Here is a 13980-nt window from a genome sequence, read left to right on the forward strand (position 1 = left end):
CCGGCCACCGAAACCACACACCGCCCCCGCGTCCACGTGCTGCGGGAAGCAGAAGGACCGAACAGTGACGACGAGCGTCCAGCCCGCCCCCGCCTCGGGCAGGCATCAGGGCATACCGCCCAGCCAGAGGAGACGGGCAGCCGCTCTTCGCCTCCCCGCTGTCCTCTGGGCCGCGGAGATCCTGACCGCAGCCGCGGCGGCGCTGTTCATGACCGGTCTGGCATGGACCGTCCACCTGAACCCCATGTCGAGGATCGGCCAGGTCAGCGGCCTCGCCGCGCTCCAGCTCCGGCTCCTGCTGCTCGTCGGCCTCGTCGTCCTGGTCCTGGTGCCGGCGATGCGCCGCTGGGCGGACCTCCCGGTGCGGTTCGCCGCCGCCGCGGTCGCGGGCCTGTCCTCCGGCGTCCTGGCCGCCGGCATCTCGCTCGCGCTGCGCGACACCAACTGGCCGCTGTACGCCCAGCACGGCGACTCCGGCAGCCTCCAGGCCTGGGTCGGCGCCCTGATGGACGGCAAGTCCCTCGACGGCGCCTACCCTCCGCTGTTCCCGCACATCGTCGCCTTCATCGCCGAGCACCTCACCCACGGCCAGGTGGGCTACGCGCTCAAGCTCGCCGACCTGGCGTTCACCGCGCTGCTGGGCCCGCTCGCCTACCTGTCCTGGCGCCTGCTGCTGCCCCCGCTCTGGGCGCTCGGGATCGGCGTCACCGCCGCCCTGCCGATGGCGCAGCCGTACAAGCCGTACACCACCTTCGTGCTCGTCGCCTTCCTCCCCGTGGTGGCGAAGCTGATGCAGCTCCTCCAGCGCGCCCCGGACCTCCCGCGCCGCACCGCCGCCGTCCGCGGCGCCGTACTCGGCCTCGGGATCGGGCTGCTGTTCCTCCTCTACTCCGGCTGGTTCGTGTGGTCCGCGGCCGGAGTGGTGGTGCTCACCCTGGTGCTGCTGCTGCGCGCCCGCCGCACCGGCGGTACCCCCGGTCTGCTCAACGCCCTGTGCGCGATCGGCGCCGCCGCCGGGGTCTTCCTGGTCGTCGCCGGCCTCTACCTGGTCCGGCTGCTCGGGTCCGCCGGCAGCACCGTCGACCGCTACTGCTACTTCGACACCTACACCGAGCCCACCTACTTCGCGATGTGGCGCGACGACCTCCCCGGCACCGACGGCCAGAGCACCTGGCCGGTCCCCGGCGAGATCGGCGGGGTCGGCCTCTTCACGATCCTCCTGCTGGTCGGCCTGGGCGTGGCGCTGGCCCTCGGGATCGGCCGGGCCACCGTGCTGACCGCCGCCGCGTGCACGGCGAGCGCCCTGCTGATGCGCTACTGGTACGCCTCCCACATGGAGCGCGACCAGGCCGTCATGCTCTACCCCCGCACCAGCGCGCAGCTGCTCTACTGCCTGCTGGTCCTCGTCGGGCTGGCGTGCTACCTGATCGTCCGCCGCCGCCAGGGCGCCCCGGCGGCCCCCGCCGCCGAGACGGCCGCGGAGACCGGACGCCGGCTCCCGCTGCGCCTCAACCCGCGCGGTGTGGCCATCGGCGCCATCTGCTCGCTGGGCCTGCTCTTCGGCATGGCCGGCTCCGCCACCGCCAGCAAGTACATGCCCGACCCGCACTGGGGCCCCGGCGCGCTGGCCTGGATCGCGCAGAGCACCGCCGACACCAAGGGGCACTGCTCGCGCTACGCGCCCAACGGCCAGTGCGACCAGCCGACGGACATCAGCAACCTGCTGGAGCCGGTGCCCGACACCGGCAAGCTCGCGTGCCCGAAGGTCAACCCGTACCCGCCGCGGCAGCCCGACCCGCTCGGCCCCTCGGGCGCGCCCTGGTAACCCGCGGCGAGGCGCCCGCGAACGGCACTGGGCCGGTAGTCCGAGTTCGGACTACCGGCCCAGTGCCGTATCAGGACCTACGAGCGGTCAGTGCCGCTCTCCGCCGGTGAGCGCGTGGCGGACCAGGACCTTGGCGCCGTCCCGCTGACCGCGCTTCAGCGCGCCCGGCAGCATGGTCAGCGCGTGCAGCCGGGAGGCGCTGCGGAACCGGGCCGCCCGGGCGGCCTTCGGCCAGCCGCGGGCGTCCATCCGCTCGGCCACCGCGTTGAAGTACCGCTCCGCCTCGGTGAACCGGGTGCCGGAGAAGGCCTGCACCGAGGACTCGCTGACGGCGTGCCGGCGGTACTGGAAGACGACGGTGGTGTTGTCCACCATCATCTGCTCGCCGCGCTCCAGCAGGTCGACGACCAGGGCCAGGTCCTGGATCACCGAGTACTCGTCACGGAAGTTGACCGCGCGCAGCGCCTCGCCCCGCCAGCAGATCGACGGGAAGTAGAGCCAGTTGCCGCGCAGCACGCTCGCGGCCAGCTCCTCGCCGCCCATCAGCCGCCGGCCCTTGACGGTCGGCGCGTAGATCTTCTCCTTGACGTTGTCCGCCAGGCCGGAACGGCTGACCTCGCCGTTGCCGTCGATGACCTCGACGCCCGGCTGCACCATGCCCAGGTCCGGGTTGGCCTTGAGGATCGACCGGACGGTCTCCAGGTAGTGCGGGTGCAGCAGGTCGTCGCAGCCCATGATGACCACGTGGTCGGCCTTGGACAGCTCCACGCACTTCTGGAAGTTCTTGGTGATGCCGAGGTTCTGCTCGTTGCGCAGGTAGCCCACCCGGTCGTCGCCGAGCGTGGCGAACCAGCCCGGGACGTCCGGCTCCTTGCCGTCGTCGATGACCGTCAGCCGGAAGTCCGGGTCGGTCTGCGCGAGGATGCTCCGCACGGCGGCCTGCATCAGCGCCACGTCGCCGTAGTACGGCAGCATGAACTCGAAGGTCGCCACGGGATCAGGCCTTGCTGCGGTCGACCGGAGCCGAGACCGGCAGGTCCAGGTCGAAGCGCTCCTCGTTCAGGCGGGCGCCCTCGTTGATCGCCACGGTGCGCGCCAGATCGGTGAGCTTCTTCTCCAGCGAGCGGAAGCGCAGGAAGGTGTTCAGGGTCAGGAAGCCCATCGCCAGCACCATCCCGTACAGCACCAGGTCGGTGCCGCGGCCGACGCCGAGCTGGTGGGCCAGCCAGGTCACGTCGGTGGGACGCAGCACCGCGTAGATGTTCACGACCACGAAGACCGAGAACGCGATGCGCTTCCAGGCGCGGGTGTTGGCACGGTCCCAACGCCGGATGAACATGTAGGCGAGAGTGACCGAGCCGAGAATGAGAACCAGCTGGATCCAGAAGAATTTCATCGGCGGCTACGCTCCCGCAGCGAGATGTCGAAGATGATGTTGACGCCGTTGATCAGGGACTGACCCTTGGCGCGTGAGTAGTCGGTGTACAGGATGTCCACCGGGAGCTCGGCGACCCGGAGGTCCGAGCCGGCGAGGAAGCTGACGATCTCCGACGCGTGTGCCATGCCGTTCATGGTGATCCGCAGCCGGCCGGCGGCCTCGCGGTTCAGCACCCGCAGGCCGTTGTGGGAGTCGGTCAGCTTGAGCTTGCGGGCGGTCGGGCTGACGGTCGCCGCGGTGCGCAGGACGACCCGCTTGATCCACGGCACCTGCCCGTTCTGCTCGATGAAGCGCGAGCCGAGGACCACGTCCGTGTCGCCCTCCCGCAGCAGGGCGACCATCTTCTCGACGTCGGCGGTCTGGTGCTGACCGTCCGCGTCGAAGGTGGCGAAGTACTTGGCGCCCGGCTGGGCCAGGGCGTAGGCCAGGCCGGTCTGGAGGGCGGCGCCCTGACCGAGGTTGACCGGGTGGCGCACCAGGTGCGCGCCCGTCTCCATGATGTGCTTGGCCGAGTCGTCGCCGCTGCCGTCATCGACCACCACGATGTTCGGGAACGTCTTTCGCGCCCCCTCCACAACGTCGGCGATCACCTGGCCCTCGTTGTAGGCCGGGATCACCAGCCAAACATCGTCGTACTGGGACACGGAGGCTCCATGAATGGGGTCTGGCCCGCGCTGCTGCGCGGCGATCTGAAGATGAGGGGCGGACACGGTCATTCACCGGCCGTCCGGCTGCTCAGCACCGCGGCGTTCGGGTCCCCCGGCTGCTGGACGAGGCCGGCGGAATTCGTCGCCGAACGGGCGAAACTCTGCCTCAGCACCGCCAGCATACCGAGGACGGTGGCCACGGAACCCGCCGTGTACGCAAGGATCACGCGGGTGGACACCTCGCCCGGCAGGAAGGTCACCCCGGCGAGGACCGCGGTGCCGAGCGCCCAGCAGAGCAGCTGAAGGTTGTGCCGCTTGAATACCATCAGCGCCTGGCCGAGCACCATCGCGAACATGTACGCCACGGTTCCGGCGGACAACCAGAAGAAGTCGAGGCAGCCGAGCACCGGCTTGGCGCCGAACAGCACCTGGATCAGCCACGGGCCGAGGGCGACCGCCGGGATCCCGCCGAGCACGCCGAGCGCGCCCACCACGACGCCGATCTTCTTGAGCATCCCGGTGAAGGCCGCCCGGTCCCCGACCGCGATCGCGGCGGAGAGGCCGTTCAGCAGCGAGGCCTGGAGCGAACCGAAGACGAACAGCGGCACCCGGGCCAGCACCAGCGCGTTGAGCAGGGCGGCGATCAGCGCGGAGTCCGAGGGCGCGAGCAGCTTGGTGCTCACCACGGCCGCGTTCACCACGACCTGCGAGAGCAGCGTCGAGCAGATCAGCAGGCCCAGCCCGGAGCAGAGTTCGGACCAGCCGACCTGCTCACCGGGCTTCACCGCGCGCAGCAGCGGCGGCAGCGTGGCGATCGTGGCGAGGATCGGCGCGACGGCCAGGATCAGGCTGAACGCGAGCGCCGAGTGCACCCCGGCCACGCCGCAGGCGAAGGCCAGGCCGATCCGCAGGCCGCCGTCCAGGCCGAGCTGGGTGCCGTACGCGCCGAAGCGGCCGAGGCCGGCCAGCACGCCACGGGTGAGGTAGCAGACGGCCATGCCGGTGAAGGCCCCGCCGAGCGCCAGCACCAGCGAGCGGTCGCCGTGGAACATCGACCGGGCGATCGGGCCGGAGGCGGCGCCGAGGACGATCAGGGTCGCCCCGAGGATCCCGCCGGTGAGCAGGGCCGCCCGGCGCAGGACCGGCGCGGCACCGTGGCCGAGCGCCGCGCGCGCCGCGACGATCCGGGTGAGCTCCTGCTCGATCGGGAAGAAGACGCCGATGCCGACGGACATCACGATCGTCCACAGCAGCGAGACGTTCGCCATGTCGTCGACGGACAGGCTGTGGCCCGCCACCCCGAGGTGGATGTAGTTGGCGGCACCCAGGACGACGGTGCCGCCGGCCACCGCCAGGGTTCCCGGCGGTAGCGCGGCAGCCACCTTCGTCAGTGCGTTCTTCACTGAGGTCTGTCGCTCTCGGTGGTCCGGGCCGTTGCGGCCAGTTCGGCGAAGACGGGCCGGGACAGCGCCTCGGCCAGCATGGCCCGCCACTCGGGCAGCGGCGCCAGTCCGGCGGCGGCCCAGCGGTCGTGGGCCAGCACGCTGAAGGCGGGGCGGGCGGCCGGGCGGACGAAGGCCTCCGACGTGGTCGGGCGGATCCGCTCCCGGTCCAGCCCGCTCAGCGCGTAGGTCTCGCCGGCCAGTCCGCACCAGGTGGTGCGGCCGCTCGCGGTGCCGTGGTAGACCCCGGCCGGGGCCTGCCCGGCGAGCGCGGCCCGGCCGAGCTCGACCAGGCGGCCGGCCAGCGCGTACGACCAGGTCGGCTGGCCGTGCTGGTCGTCCACCACGTCCAGGGTGTCCCGCTGGGCGGCGAGCTTGAGCATGGTGGCCACGAAGTTCGGGCCGTGCTCGCCGTACAGCCAGGCGGTGCGCACGATGTAGCCGTGCTCGGGGAGGAGTTCGGCGACCGCCTGCTCCCCCACCAGCTTGCTGCGGCCGTACGCGTTCACCGGAGCGGTCGGGGCGTCCTCCGGGCAGGGCTCGGTGGCGTCGCCCGGCAGGACGTAGTCGGTGGAGACGTGCAGCAGCCGCGCGCCGGTGCTGGCGCAGGCCGCGGCCAGGTGGCGCACGCCGGTGCCGTTGACGGCGGTGGCGGCTGCCTCCTCGGTCTCCGCACCGTCGACGTTCGTCCACGCGGCGCAGTTGACCACGATGTCGTGGCCCTCGACGGCGGCCAGGACGGCCGCCGCGTCGGTGATGTCGAGGTCCGCCCGGCGCAGCGCGGTGATCTCGGCGGTCCCGTCGGCGCCCAGCACCGACAGCAGGTCCTGCCCGAGCATCCCGGCCGCGCCGGTGACCAGCCAGCGCACGGGCGCGGCGGCGTTCGCGGTCACTTGGCCAGGGCCGCCTTCTGCTTCAGCGGCTCCCACCAGGCGCGGTTCTCGCGGTACCAGGCGATGGTCGCGGCGAGGCCGTCCTCGAAGCGGACCTGCGGCTCGTAGCCGAGCTCCTCGCGGATCTTGCTGATGTCGATCGAGTAGCGGAGGTCGTGGCCCTTGCGGTCCGCGACGTGCTCGACCATGTCCCAGCCGGCGCCGGCGGCCTCCAGCAGCAGGCCGGTCAGCTCCTTGTTGGTCGCCTCGGTGCCGCCGCCGATGTTGTAGACCTCGCCGGCGCGGCCGCCGCGCATGACCAGCTCGATGCCCCGGCAGTGGTCCGAGACGTGCAGCCAGTCGCGGACGTTGCCACCGTCGCCGTACAGCGGCACCTTCTTGCCGTCGATCAGGTTGGTGGTGAACAGCGGGATGACCTTCTCCGGGAACTGGTAGTGCCCGTAGTTGTTGGAGCAGCGGGTCACCACGACGTCCATGCCGTGGGTGCGGTGGTAGGCCAGCGCCAGCAGGTCGGAGGAGGCCTTGGAGGCCGAGTACGGGGAGTTCGGCTCGAGCGGCCAGGTCTCGGTCCAGGAGCCCTCGTTGATCGAGCCGTACACCTCGTCGGTGGAGATGTGGACGAAGCGGCCGACGCCGTGCTTGCGGGCCGCGTCGAGCAGCACCTGGGTGCCGACGACGTTGGTCAGCACGAACGGGCCCGCGCCGGCGATCGAACGGTCCACGTGGGACTCGGCGGCGAAGTGCACCACCACGTCGTGTCCAGGCATGACCTGGTCGACGGCGTCCGCGTCGCAGATGTCGCCCTGGACGAAGGTGTAGCCCTTGTGGTCGGCCACCGGAGCGAGGTTCTCCAGGACGCCCGAGTAGGTGAGCTTGTCAAAGACCGTGATCCGGGCATTCTCGTCAGCCCCGAGGAGCTGACGGACGAACTCCGAACCGATGAATCCGGCGCCGCCGGTCACGAGGATGCGCATAATGCGCGTAGTCTACCGCCGCCCGAACGCCCTCCCGACCCGGCCCCTCCCGCGTTCACCGATCTCGAATAGGGTGCACCCATGCGTGGAATCCTCCTGGCCGGCGGCACCGGCTCGCGGCTGTGGCCCCTGACCCGTGCGGTGTCGAAGCAGCTCCTCCCGGTCTTCGACAAGCCGATGATCTACTACCCCCTCTCGACCCTGGTGATGGCCGGGATAAGCGAAATCCTGATCATCACCACCCCGAACGACCGGGACCAGTTCGAACGACTGCTGGGCGACGGTTCCCAGTTCGGCCTGAAGCTCCAGTACGCCGTCCAGGAGAAGCCCGAGGGCATCGCCCAGGCCTTCGTGCTCGGCGCGGACTTCATCGGCGACGAGCCGGTGGCCCTGATCCTCGGCGACAACATCTTCCACGGCACCGGCCTGGGCACCGCGCTCACCGAGCACTCCGACATCAAGGGCGGCCGGGTCTTCGCGTACCCCGTGGCCGACCCGACCGCGTACGGCGTGGTCGAGTTCGACGGGACCGGCCAGGTCATCTCCATCGAGGAGAAGCCGACCGAGCCCAAGTCCCGTTACGCCGTCCCCGGCCTGTACTTCTACGACAACCGGGTCGTCGAGATCGCCCGCACGCTGGAGCCGAGCGCCCGCGGCGAGCTGGAGATCACCGCCGTCAACGACGCCTACCTGCGCACCGGCGACCTGCACGTGACGATCCTCGACCGCGGCACCGCCTGGCTGGACACCGGCACGTTCGTGTCGATGGTCCAGGCCTCGGAGTTCGTCCGGGTCATCGAGGAGCGCCAGGGCTTCAAGATCGGCTGCATCGAGGAGGCCGTCTGGCGGGCCGGGCTGATCGACGACGCCCAGCTGCGCGAGCTCGCCGAGCCGCTGCTGAAGAGCGGCTACGGCCAGTACCTGGTGGGCCTGCTCGAAGAGGCGGCCGCCAAGTGAAGTTCCGTGAGCTCTCCATCGAGGGCGCCTTCGAGATCACCCCTCAGGTGCACGGCGACGCCCGCGGCCACTTCACCGAGTGGTACCGCTTCGACCGCCTCGCCGAGGTCGTCGGCCACCCGCTGAACCTGGCCCAGGCCAACCTGTCGCTCTCCGCCAAGGACGTCGTCCGCGGCATCCACTTCGCCGACGTCCCGCCCGGCCAGGCCAAGTACGTGGCCTGCACCCGCGGCGCGGTGCTGGACGTCATCGTCGACCTGCGGGTCGGCTCGCCGAACTTCGGCAAGTGGGAGTTCGTCCGGCTGGACGACACCGAGCGCAAGGCCGTCTACATCCCGGAGGGCCTCGGCCACGGCTTCTGCGCCCTCACCGACGACGCCACGCTGACCTACCTCTGCTCGGCGACGTACAACCCGACCGGCGAGCACGGCGTGCACCCGCTGGACCCGGACCTCGGCATCGAGTGGCCGACCGACGCCCCGCAGCTCTCGGCCCGCGACGCGGTGGCGCCCTCCCTCGCGGAGGCGCTCGCCGACGGCCTGCTGCCGGACTACCAGGCCTGCAAGGCCTACACGGACTCGCTGAAGCAGCAGTAGCGCAGCCCGGCCCACACGGAGGGGGCGCGTGCCACGGCACGCGCCCCCTCCGTCGTCGTCTCCCCCGCGCCGGCTCAGGGCGTCCGGAAGACCCACACCTTGGCCAGCACGAACCGGACCACCGTGGCGAGGCCGTTGGCCACCACCAGCCCGGCCACCTCGACCGTCCGGGAGGCGTGCGGCACCGCCACGTCCAGCAGCGCCAGGGCGCCGCTGGACAGGCCCAGCCCGATCAGGAACGCGACCGCACCCTGCAGTTGGTGGCGCACCGCGCCGTCCGAGCCGGTGATGCCGAAGGTGAAGCGGCGGTTGGCCGCGGTGTTGGCCACCGCGCTGACCGCCAGCGCGATCAGGTTGGCCACCTGCGGCGAGGTCACCAGCCGCAGCAGCACGAACAGCGCCAGGCAGAAGACGGTGCTCAGCACCCCGATCACCAGGAAGGACGGCAGCAGCCGGCGGACCGGCCGGGGTGCCTCGGCGGGCTCCTCGCGCTCGTCCCGGGCCGTGGGGAGGCTCTCGTTCACGCGCCCGCACCGTACCGGTCCGGCTCCTCCGCCGAGTCGTAGCCGACGAAGTACGCGGGCCGCGCCTGGACCGCCGAGTAGATCCGGCCGACGTACTCGCCCAGCAGGCCGACGCAGACCAGCTGCACGGCGCCGATGAAGAGCATCCCTATGAACAGCGAGGACCAGCCGGGCACGGTGGAGCCGACGGCGTACGCGACCGTGGTGTAGAGCGCCAGCAGGATGCAGACCAGGAAGCTGAACAGCCCGAGCCAGGTGGCCAGTCGCAGCGGGGCGGCGGAGAAGTTGGTGACGCTGTCGAACGCGAGCCGGACCATCTTGGACAGCGGGTAGTGGCTGCTCCCCGCGATCCGCTCCTCGCGCACGTAGACCACCTCGCCGCTGGGGAAGCCCAGCCAGGGCACCAGCAGCCGGTAGACCGGCTGGTGCTCGGGCATCGCCTTGAGCGCGTCCACGGCCGCCCGGCTGAGCAGCCGGAAGTCGCCGGCCTGGTTGGGCATCCGCTTGCCGACCAGTCGGCGCATCAGCCGGTAGTACCCGCCGGCGGTGTGCCGCTTGAAGAAGGTGTCGGTGCCGCGGTCGCCGCGCACGCCGTAGACGATGTCCAGGTTCTGCTCGCGGGCGAGCGCCAGCATCTCGGGGATCTTCTCCGGCGGGTCCTGGAGGTCGGCGTCGATGGAGACCACGTAGTCGCCGAAGGCGCGGTGGAGGCCGGCGGTGAGGGCGGCCTGGTGCCCGGAGTTGCGGGCGAAGCGGACGATGCGGAACTCCGGCCAGTCCTGGCGGATCTTCTGCATCAGCACCGGGGTGACATCGGTGCTGCCGTCGTCGACGCCGACCACCTCGTAGCTCACGTCGAGCCCGTCGAGGATCGGCCGCAGCCGTTCGACGGTCAGCGGGAGCGCCTCCTGCTCGTTGTAGATAGGCATCACGACCGACAACAGCGGTGCCGTTGACATGCGTTGGTCCCACTTTCCACGACGGCCGGGCTGGATGTCGCCCGACCATAACAGTCTGCGATGAGCGGCCGCTGAAAGGAGGCGCGCTCCGGTGAACCGCTGATGAGACGCCGAAGGGCCCCGCGCACCGTGCGGTGCGCGGGGCCCTTCGGACTGAGCCTGTACGAGGCAGGCAGGTCAGACCATCAGATTACTTGATGATCTTGGTGACCTGGCCGGCGCCGACGGTGCGGCCACCCTCACGGATGGCGAACTTCAGGCCCTCCTCCATGGCGATCGGCTGGATCAGCGCGACGGTCATGGCGGTGTTGTCGCCCGGCATGACCATCTCGGTGCCCTCGGGGAGGGTCACGACGCCGGTCACGTCCGTGGTACGGAAGTAGAACTGCGGGCGGTAGTTGTTGAAGAACGGGGTGTGGCGGCCACCCTCGTCCTTCGACAGGATGTAGGACTGGGCCTCGAAGTCGGTGTGCGGCGTAACCGAACCCGGCTTGATGATGACCTGGCCGCGCTCGACGTCCTCGCGCTTGATGCCACGGAGCAGCAGACCGACGTTCTCGCCGGCCTGGCCCTCGTCGAGCAGCTTGCGGAACATCTCGATGCCGGTGACCGTGGTGGTGGTCTTGGTCTCCTTGATGCCGATGATGTCGACAGTCTCGTTGACCTTGAGGATGCCACGCTCGATACGACCGGTGACGACGGTGCCACGACCGGTGATCGTGAAGACGTCCTCGATCGGCATCAGGAACGGCTGGTCCACGGCGCGGGCCGGGGTCGGGATGGCCTCGTCGACCGCGTGCATCAGGCCGAGGAGCTTCTCGCCCCACTCCTTGTCGCCCTCCAGCGCCTTCAGCGCGGAGACGCGGACGACCGGCAGGTCGTCGCCCGGGAACTCGTACTCGGAGAGCAGCTCGCGGACCTCGAGCTCGACGAGCTCCAGGATCTCCTCGTCGTCCACCATGTCGGCCTTGTTCAGGGCGACGACGATGTACGGAACGCCGACCTGGCGGGCCAGGAGGACGTGCTCCTTGGTCTGCGGCATCGGGCCGTCGGTGGCGGCGACCACGAGGATGGCGCCGTCCATCTGGGCAGCACCGGTGATCATGTTCTTGATGTAGTCGGCGTGACCCGGGCAGTCGACGTGGGCGTAGTGGCGCGCCTCGGTCTGGTACTCGACGTGCGCGATGGAGATGGTGATACCGCGCTGCCGCTCCTCCGGCGCCTTGTCGATCTGGTCGAACGGCGTGAAGGGGTTGATCTCCGGGTACGCGTCGTGCAGCACCTTGGTGATGGCCGCGGTCAGCGTGGTCTTACCGTGGTCGATGTGACCGATGGTGCCGATGTTGACGTGGGGCTTCGTCCGCTCGAACTTCGCCTTCGCCACTGAGTCCTCCTGAGGACAGTTCCTGTACGCCGTGCTGACGCCAGTTGGTCTTTGATCGGTTTTGGTGCGGGTTGTCCGGAGGACATCCCGTGCCGTCCCGCTGGTGGGGGGGCCGGAGGCCCCGGGAGGATCCGACCGGATCCTCCCGGGTTGCCTCCGAATAGCCTAAGGCTTCGCTATCGTCCCGATTATCGGGACGTCACTCGCCCTTGGCCTTGGCGATGATGTCGTCCGCCACGTTCTTCGGAACCTCGGCGTACGAGTCGAACTGCATCGAGTAGCTCGCGCGACCAGAGGTCTTGCTGCGCAGGTCACCGACGTAGCCGAACATCTCGGAGAGGGGCACCAGCGCCGTGACGACGCGGGCACCGTGACGCTCGTCCATGGACCGGATCTGGCCACGGCGAGAGTTGATGTCGCCGATCACGTCGCCCATGTAGTCCTCGGGCGTGGTGACCTCGACGGCCATCATCGGCTCGAGGAGGACCGGCTTGGCCTTCCGCGCGCCTTCCTTGAACGCCATCGAACCGGCGATCTTGAACGCGAGCTCGGAGGAGTCGACGTCGTGCGCCTGACCGTCGAGCAGGCTCACGCGGACACCCTGCAGCGGGTAGCCGGCGAGGATGCCGAACTCCATGGCCTCCTGGCAACCGGCGTCGACCGACGGGATGTACTCGCGCGGAACGCGGCCACCGGTGACCTTGTTGACGAACTCGTAGCCCTCGGCCTGCTCGAGCGGCTCGATCGCGATCTGCACCTTGGCGAACTGACCGGAACCACCGGTCTGCTTCTTGTGGGTGTAGTCGATGCGCTCGACCGCCTGGCGGATGGTCTCGCGGTACGCGACCTGCGGCTTGCCGACGTTGGCCTCGACCTTGAACTCACGGCGCATACGGTCGACCAGCACCTCGAGGTGCAGCTCGCCCATACCCGCGATGATGGTCTGGCCGGTCTCCTCGTCCGTGTTGACCTGGAAGGACGGGTCCTCCTCGGCGAGACGCTGGATGGCAACACCCAGCTTCTCCTGGTCACCCTTGGACTTGGGCTCGATCGCGACGCGGATGACCGGGGCCGGGAAGTCCATGGACTCCAGGATGACCGGGTTCTTCTCGTCGGACAGCGTCTCACCGGTGGTGGTCTGCTTCAGGCCCATGACGGCGATGATGTCGCCGGCGCCCACCGAGTCGATCTCCTCACGCTTGTTCGCGTGCATGCGGTAGATCTTGCCGATGCGCTCCTTCTTGCCCTTGACGGCGTTCAGCACCGAGGTGCCGGACTCCAGGCGGCCCGAGTAGACCCGGACGAAGGTGAGCTTGCCGAGGTGCGGGTCCGACATGATCTTGAACGCGAGCGCGGCGAGCGGCTCGTCGTCCGAGGCCTTGCGGGAGATCTTGACCGTGTCGTCGCCGGGCTTGGTGCCCTCGATGGACTCGATGTCCAGCGGCGACGGCAGGTACTTGACGACCGCGTCGAGCAGGGGCTGAACGCCCTTGTTCTTGAAGGCGGTACCGCAGAAGATCGGGGTGAAGTCCGAGTTCAGGGTGCCCTTGCGGATCGCGTCCTGCAGCAGCTCGACCGGGATCTCCTCGCCCTCCAGGGCGAGCTCCATGATCTCGTCGCTGACGTTCGAGACCGTGTCGATGAGCGCCTCGCGGTACTCCTCGGCCTGCTCCTGCAGGTCGGCCGGGATGTCGACGACGTCGTACATCTCGCCCTTGGCGGCCTCGGCGGACCAGACCAGCGCCTTCATGCGGACCAGGTCGACAACGCCCTGGAAGTCCGACTCGGCACCGATCGGCAGCTGCATGACCAGCGGGGTGGCGCCGAGGCGGTCCACGATGGTCTTGACGCAGAAGAAGAAGTTCGCGCCCGTGCGGTCCAGCTTGTTGATGAAGCAGATGCGCGGGACGCCGTAGCGGTCAGCCTGCCGCCACACGGTCTCGGACTGGGGCTCGACACCGGCGACACCGTCGAACACCGTCACGGCACCGTCGAGGACGCGCAGCGAACGCTCCACCTCGACGGTGAAGTCGACGTGGCCCGGGGTGTCGATGATGTTGATGGTGTTGTCGACGTCGTCAACGGTCCAGTGACAGGTCGTCGCGGCCGACGTGATCGTGATGCCGCGCTCCTGCTCCTGCTCCATCCAGTCCATGGTGGCAGCGCCATCGTGGACCTCACCGATCTTGTACGAGACACCGGTGTAGAACAGGATCCGCTCGGTGGTGGTGGTCTTGCCCGCGTCGATGTGCGCCATGATCCCGATGTTGCGGACCCTGGCGAGGTCAAGGGAGGTTGCAGCCATGGTGGCTCGTTCTCTCTCTGTCTAGTGACGGGGTAG

13 protein-coding genes are annotated in these 13980 nt (G+C 69.7%); 3 read left to right on the forward strand and 10 right to left on the reverse strand.

All coding sequences use genetic code 11. The features are described from left to right. The first annotated feature begins 208 nt into the window (after window positions 1-208). Window positions 209-1825 carry a hypothetical protein gene (locus ACFVGO_RS10790; protein ID WP_380351758.1) on the forward strand — a complete coding sequence of 539 codons (1617 nt, stop codon included), beginning with the start codon at window positions 209-211 and terminating at the stop codon, window positions 1823-1825. Window positions 1826-1912: 87 nt separating this feature from the next. On the opposite strand, the gene ACFVGO_RS10795 is transcribed toward ACFVGO_RS10790, so the two are convergent. From ACFVGO_RS10795 to rfbB, 6 genes are all read right to left on the reverse strand, one after another. Further along, the gene (locus ACFVGO_RS10795) at window positions 1913-2818 is read right to left on the reverse strand and encodes a glycosyltransferase (protein ID WP_359897513.1); all 906 of its coding nucleotides are present in this window, start codon (window positions 2816-2818) and stop codon (window positions 1913-1915) included. 4 nt (window positions 2819-2822) lie between these two features. After that, complete coding sequence (locus ACFVGO_RS10800) at window positions 2823-3221, reverse strand: DUF2304 domain-containing protein (RefSeq protein WP_359897514.1); 399 nt, start codon at window positions 3219-3221, stop codon at window positions 2823-2825. Continuing rightward, window positions 3218-3907 (reverse strand): glycosyltransferase family 2 protein, encoded by a 690-nt coding sequence (locus ACFVGO_RS10805; protein WP_359897515.1) that lies wholly within the window; start codon window positions 3905-3907, stop codon window positions 3218-3220. The genes ACFVGO_RS10800 and ACFVGO_RS10805 overlap by 4 nt, the downstream gene beginning before the upstream one ends. A gap of 68 nt (window positions 3908-3975) precedes the next feature. Next, a complete protein-coding gene (locus ACFVGO_RS10810) occupies window positions 3976-5292 on the reverse strand; it encodes a hypothetical protein (RefSeq protein ID WP_359897516.1) in 1317 nt (438 codons plus the stop codon). Window positions 5293-5309: 17 nt separating this feature from the next. After that, window positions 5310-6245 carry a dTDP-4-dehydrorhamnose reductase gene (gene rfbD / locus ACFVGO_RS10815; protein ID WP_380351760.1) on the reverse strand — a complete coding sequence of 312 codons (936 nt, stop codon included), beginning with the start codon at window positions 6243-6245 and terminating at the stop codon, window positions 5310-5312. After that, the gene (gene rfbB, locus ACFVGO_RS10820; protein WP_359897517.1) at window positions 6242-7219 is read right to left on the reverse strand and encodes a dTDP-glucose 4,6-dehydratase; all 978 of its coding nucleotides are present in this window, start codon (window positions 7217-7219) and stop codon (window positions 6242-6244) included. The genes rfbD and rfbB overlap by 4 nt, the downstream gene beginning before the upstream one ends. Before the next feature lie 81 nt (window positions 7220-7300). Between rfbB and rfbA the strand changes: the two genes are divergently transcribed. Together rfbA and rfbC are read left to right on the forward strand one after the other, a co-directional pair. After that, the gene (gene rfbA, locus ACFVGO_RS10825; protein ID WP_359897518.1) at window positions 7301-8176 is read left to right on the forward strand and encodes a glucose-1-phosphate thymidylyltransferase RfbA; all 876 of its coding nucleotides are present in this window, start codon (window positions 7301-7303) and stop codon (window positions 8174-8176) included. Continuing rightward, on the forward strand, window positions 8173-8772 hold the full coding sequence (gene rfbC, locus ACFVGO_RS10830; protein ID WP_359897519.1) for a dTDP-4-dehydrorhamnose 3,5-epimerase: 600 nt from the start codon (window positions 8173-8175) through the stop codon (window positions 8770-8772). The genes rfbA and rfbC overlap by 4 nt, the downstream gene beginning before the upstream one ends. Before the next feature lie 74 nt (window positions 8773-8846). Here the strand turns inward: rfbC and ACFVGO_RS10835 are convergent, their stop codons facing one another. From ACFVGO_RS10835 to fusA, 4 genes are all read right to left on the reverse strand, one after another. Further along, on the reverse strand, window positions 8847-9296 hold the full coding sequence (locus ACFVGO_RS10835; protein WP_359897520.1) for a GtrA family protein: 450 nt from the start codon (window positions 9294-9296) through the stop codon (window positions 8847-8849). Continuing rightward, window positions 9293-10255, reverse strand: coding sequence for a glycosyltransferase family 2 protein (locus ACFVGO_RS10840; RefSeq protein WP_359897521.1), 963 nt, complete (start codon window positions 10253-10255; stop codon window positions 9293-9295). The genes ACFVGO_RS10835 and ACFVGO_RS10840 overlap by 4 nt, the downstream gene beginning before the upstream one ends. A gap of 190 nt (window positions 10256-10445) precedes the next feature. Then, on the reverse strand, window positions 10446-11639 hold the full coding sequence (gene tuf, locus ACFVGO_RS10845; RefSeq protein WP_359897522.1) for an elongation factor Tu: 1194 nt from the start codon (window positions 11637-11639) through the stop codon (window positions 10446-10448). Window positions 11640-11838: 199 nt separating this feature from the next. Next, on the reverse strand, window positions 11839-13944 hold the full coding sequence (fusA, locus tag ACFVGO_RS10850; protein ID WP_359897523.1) for an elongation factor G: 2106 nt from the start codon (window positions 13942-13944) through the stop codon (window positions 11839-11841). Window positions 13945-13980 lie beyond the last annotated feature (36 nt).

It is taken from the genome of Kitasatospora sp. NPDC057738 (genome assembly GCF_042798815.1).
GTDB lineage: Bacteria > Actinomycetota > Actinomycetes > Streptomycetales > Streptomycetaceae > Kitasatospora > Kitasatospora lactacystinica.